The organism is Streptomyces sp. NPDC048643 (genome assembly GCF_040650615.1).
In the GTDB taxonomy this organism is placed as follows: Bacteria; Actinomycetota; Actinomycetes; order Streptomycetales; family Streptomycetaceae; genus Streptomyces.
In genome coordinates this window covers 1-3,056 of record NZ_JBEZHO010000107.1, presented here as the reverse complement: position 1 = coordinate 3,056, position 3,056 = coordinate 1, and the positions used below count along the sequence as shown (strand labels likewise).

Genomic DNA, 3,056 nt, shown 5'->3' with positions numbered 1-3,056 from the left:
TCGAAGGCGGCCAGTGCCCAGTCGTCGCGTGGGAAGTGGGCCGGTACCCAGTCCATCAGGACGCCGATTCCGGCCTGGTGGAGCGCGTCGACGAGGTACTTGAAGTCGTCCGGGGTGCCCAGGCGCGCGGTCGGCGCGTAGAACCCGGTGACCTGATACCCCCAGGAGCCGCCGAAGGGGTGCTCGGCTATGGGCATCAGCTCGACGTGTGTGAAGCCCAGGTCGGCGACGTAGGCGGGAAGCTGCTCGGCGAGCTGCCGATAGGTCAACCCGGGCCGCCAGGACGGAAGATGGACCTCGTACACGGAGAGCGGAGCCTCGTGTGCGGGTCGTTCGGCCCTCTTCTCCAGCCACCGCGCGTCCTGCCAGACGTGGTGCGACGCGTGCACGACCGAGGAGGTCTTGGGCGGCTCCTCGGTACGGCGGGCCATCGGGTCGGCGCGCAGGGTGTGGGAACCGTCGGGACGCGTGATGTCGAACTTGTACAGCTCGCCCTCACCGACCCCGGGCACGAACAGCTCCCACACCCCGGAGGAGCCGAGCGAGCGCATCGGATGCCCCGAGCCGTCCCAGAAGTTGAAGGCGCCGGCGACCCGGACCCCCTGTGCGTTCGGGGCCCACACCGTGAACCGTGTCCCGGCGACGCCCTGTTGCTCCATCGGCTCCGCGCCGAGCGCCTTCCACAGTTCCTCGTGCCGGCCCTCGCCTATCAGGTGCAGGTCCAGCTCGCCGAGCGACGGAAGGAAGCGGTACGCGTCCTCGGCCTCCACCACCGTGTCCTCGTACGTCGCGAGCAGCCGGTAGGTCTCCGGGACCGCGCGCAGCGGCAGCAGTCCGGAGAAGAACCCGCCGCCGTCGTCCTGGAGTTCGGCCCGCAGGTCCTCGGTGACGACGGTGACGCCGAGCGCGTACGGGCGGAAGGCCCGGAAGGCGATGCCGCCCGGCAACGGGTGCGCCCCCAGCACCCCGTGCGGATTGTGGTGCGTGCCGCTCAGCAGCCGCTCACGGTCGCTCGCGTCGACCCCGGCGAAGACGGGAGCCGCCTCCGCGGGGCCGGAGCCGGAGCCGTCCGCCGGGAGGGCGGAAGTGCCGTCCGGCAGGCCGGGACCGGCGTCGAAGGTGTCCGAACCGCCGTCCGGCAGGCCGGGGCCGCTCTCGGTGAGTGCGGACTCCGGGATCCTCGCCATGGCGCTCACGCCCTTCTTGGAGCCCTTCTTGGCGGAGGAGGACTTCTTGCCGGTGCCGGTCTTCGCGGACACCGTTTTCTCGGCCGCCGTCTTCTTCCCGGCATCCGGCTTCTTCGAGCCATTCTTCTTCGGACTGTCGTCGGACGGGGGGCGGGGCGTCACGGGAGGGGCCTCCTCGGGAGGGGGAACGGAGTCACGCTCAGGGGGTGTTCAGGACGACGCGGCGAGCCGCCGCACCGCGGCCAGCGGAACCGGCAGCCAGTCCGGGCGGTGCCGCGCCTCGTACACGACCTCGTACACCGCCTTGTCCGTCTCGAAGGCGCGCAGCAGGACGGGGTCCGTGCGCGGGTCGAGTCCGGAGACCTCGGCGTAGCCGGCGCAGTACGCGGCCCGGCAGGCGTCGGCCCAGCCGGACGCCGGTGGCTCGGAGGCGTCCTCGGTCCGCGAGGAGCCGGCGGCCGGGGGCAGCGAGTGGGCCGCGTAGTCGAAGGAGCGCAGCATGCCCGCGATGTCGCGGGCCGGGGGCTGCGGCATCCGGCGTTCGGCGAGCGGCTTGGACGGCTCGCCCTCGAAGTCGATGAGGGACCACTCCCCGTCGGGCGAGCGCAGGCACTGGCCGAGATGCAGATCGCCGTGGATGCGCTGTGCGGTCCAGGTGTGGCCCTCGGCGGACAGGTCCGCCAGCGCCTCGAACGCGGTGCGCAGGCCGGGCGCGTAGGGCCGCAGGGCCGGGACGGCCTGTGCGGCGGCCTCCAGGCGCTCGGTCATCGTGTCGACGAGCGGCGCCATCTGGTGGTGGCCCAGGGTCACCGTGGGCAGCGCCCGGGCGAGCGACGTGTGGACCTCGGCGGTGGCCCGGCCCAGGGCCCGTGCCTCGGCGGTGAAGTCCTCGCCCTTGGCCAGCTCGCGCAGCGCCAGCTCCCAGCCGTCGGCCGCGCCCTGCACGAAGGGCTGGAGAACACCGAGCACGTACGTCTCGGCGTCCAGGTCCGCGAGCATCCAGGCCGCGGGCGCCGGGACCCGTGCGCAGCCCTCGCGGGCCAGCGCCAGCGGGAGTTCCAGGTCGGGGTTGACCCCGGGCACGATCCGGCGCAGCAGCTTCAGGATGAACGTATCTCCGTACACGATCGAGGAGTTGGACTGCTCCGCCGTGACCAGGCGCGGAACGAGGTCCTCGCGTATTTCCTGGCGGAGGTCGCGCTCGAAGCGCAGGTCGCCGACGCGGGCCCCGGTGCGCAGGGCCTCCAGCAGGACTCCGGCGGGGCGGGGGTCGTACAGCGCCTCGTACACCGTGCGGCCGGCCAGCGGCCCGTCCTCCAGGTGCCCGATCAGCGCGGGCGCCAGATGCTGTGGCAGTACGTCGCGCACGCCGATGAGCAGTTGGTAGCAGTCCCCGGGCTGCGGGGACGCGCCGTGCGCCGCGGTGAGCGGCTGATGTGCGCGTACGAGCAGATGGATCAGGCCCAACTGGGCCGTGGGCGGCAGGAGTTCCACCGCGGCCACCAGCGAGAATCCGGTCACCGGACGCCCCTTGCCCGCGAACCAGCGCTGCCGGGGCAGCCATTCCCGTAGGAGCGGATCGAGCGACGCGAGCAACTCGGGGCGTGCGAGCGGGGCCGGGGCGGAGTGGGTGACAACTTCCGACATGGGCGTCGCGTCCTTTCCCCAGTGCCCGGGTTCCCGGATACCGGGCGAGTCGGGGGGTGTTCCTGATGGGTGCCCCGGGCGGGGCGGTGGAAACCGCCCCGCCCGCAGCTTCTAGACCGCGTCCGTCCGCAGCCGGAACCAGTAGAAGCCGTGTCCGGCGAGGGTGAGCAGGTAGGGCAGTTCGCCGATGGCGGGGAAGCGGACGCCGCCGATGAGTTCGAC

At 72.6% G+C, this 3,056-nt stretch carries 3 protein-coding genes; all 3 read right to left on the bottom strand.

All coding sequences use genetic code 11. From position 1 onward, the window contains the following. On the bottom strand, positions 1–1,349 hold a 1,349-nt coding region (locus AB0C62_RS42035; RefSeq protein ID WP_362982578.1), incomplete at its 3' end, for an alpha-amylase family glycosyl hydrolase. A gap of 48 nt (positions 1,350–1,397) precedes the next feature. Beyond that, positions 1,398–2,834, bottom strand: coding sequence for a phosphotransferase (locus tag AB0C62_RS42030; RefSeq protein ID WP_362982576.1), 1,437 nt, complete (start codon positions 2,832–2,834; stop codon positions 1,398–1,400). 111 nt (positions 2,835–2,945) lie between these two features. Continuing rightward, positions 2,946–3,056: alpha-glucosidase C-terminal domain-containing protein (locus tag AB0C62_RS42025; protein WP_355875933.1), on the bottom strand; the 111-nt coding region annotated here is incomplete at its 5' end.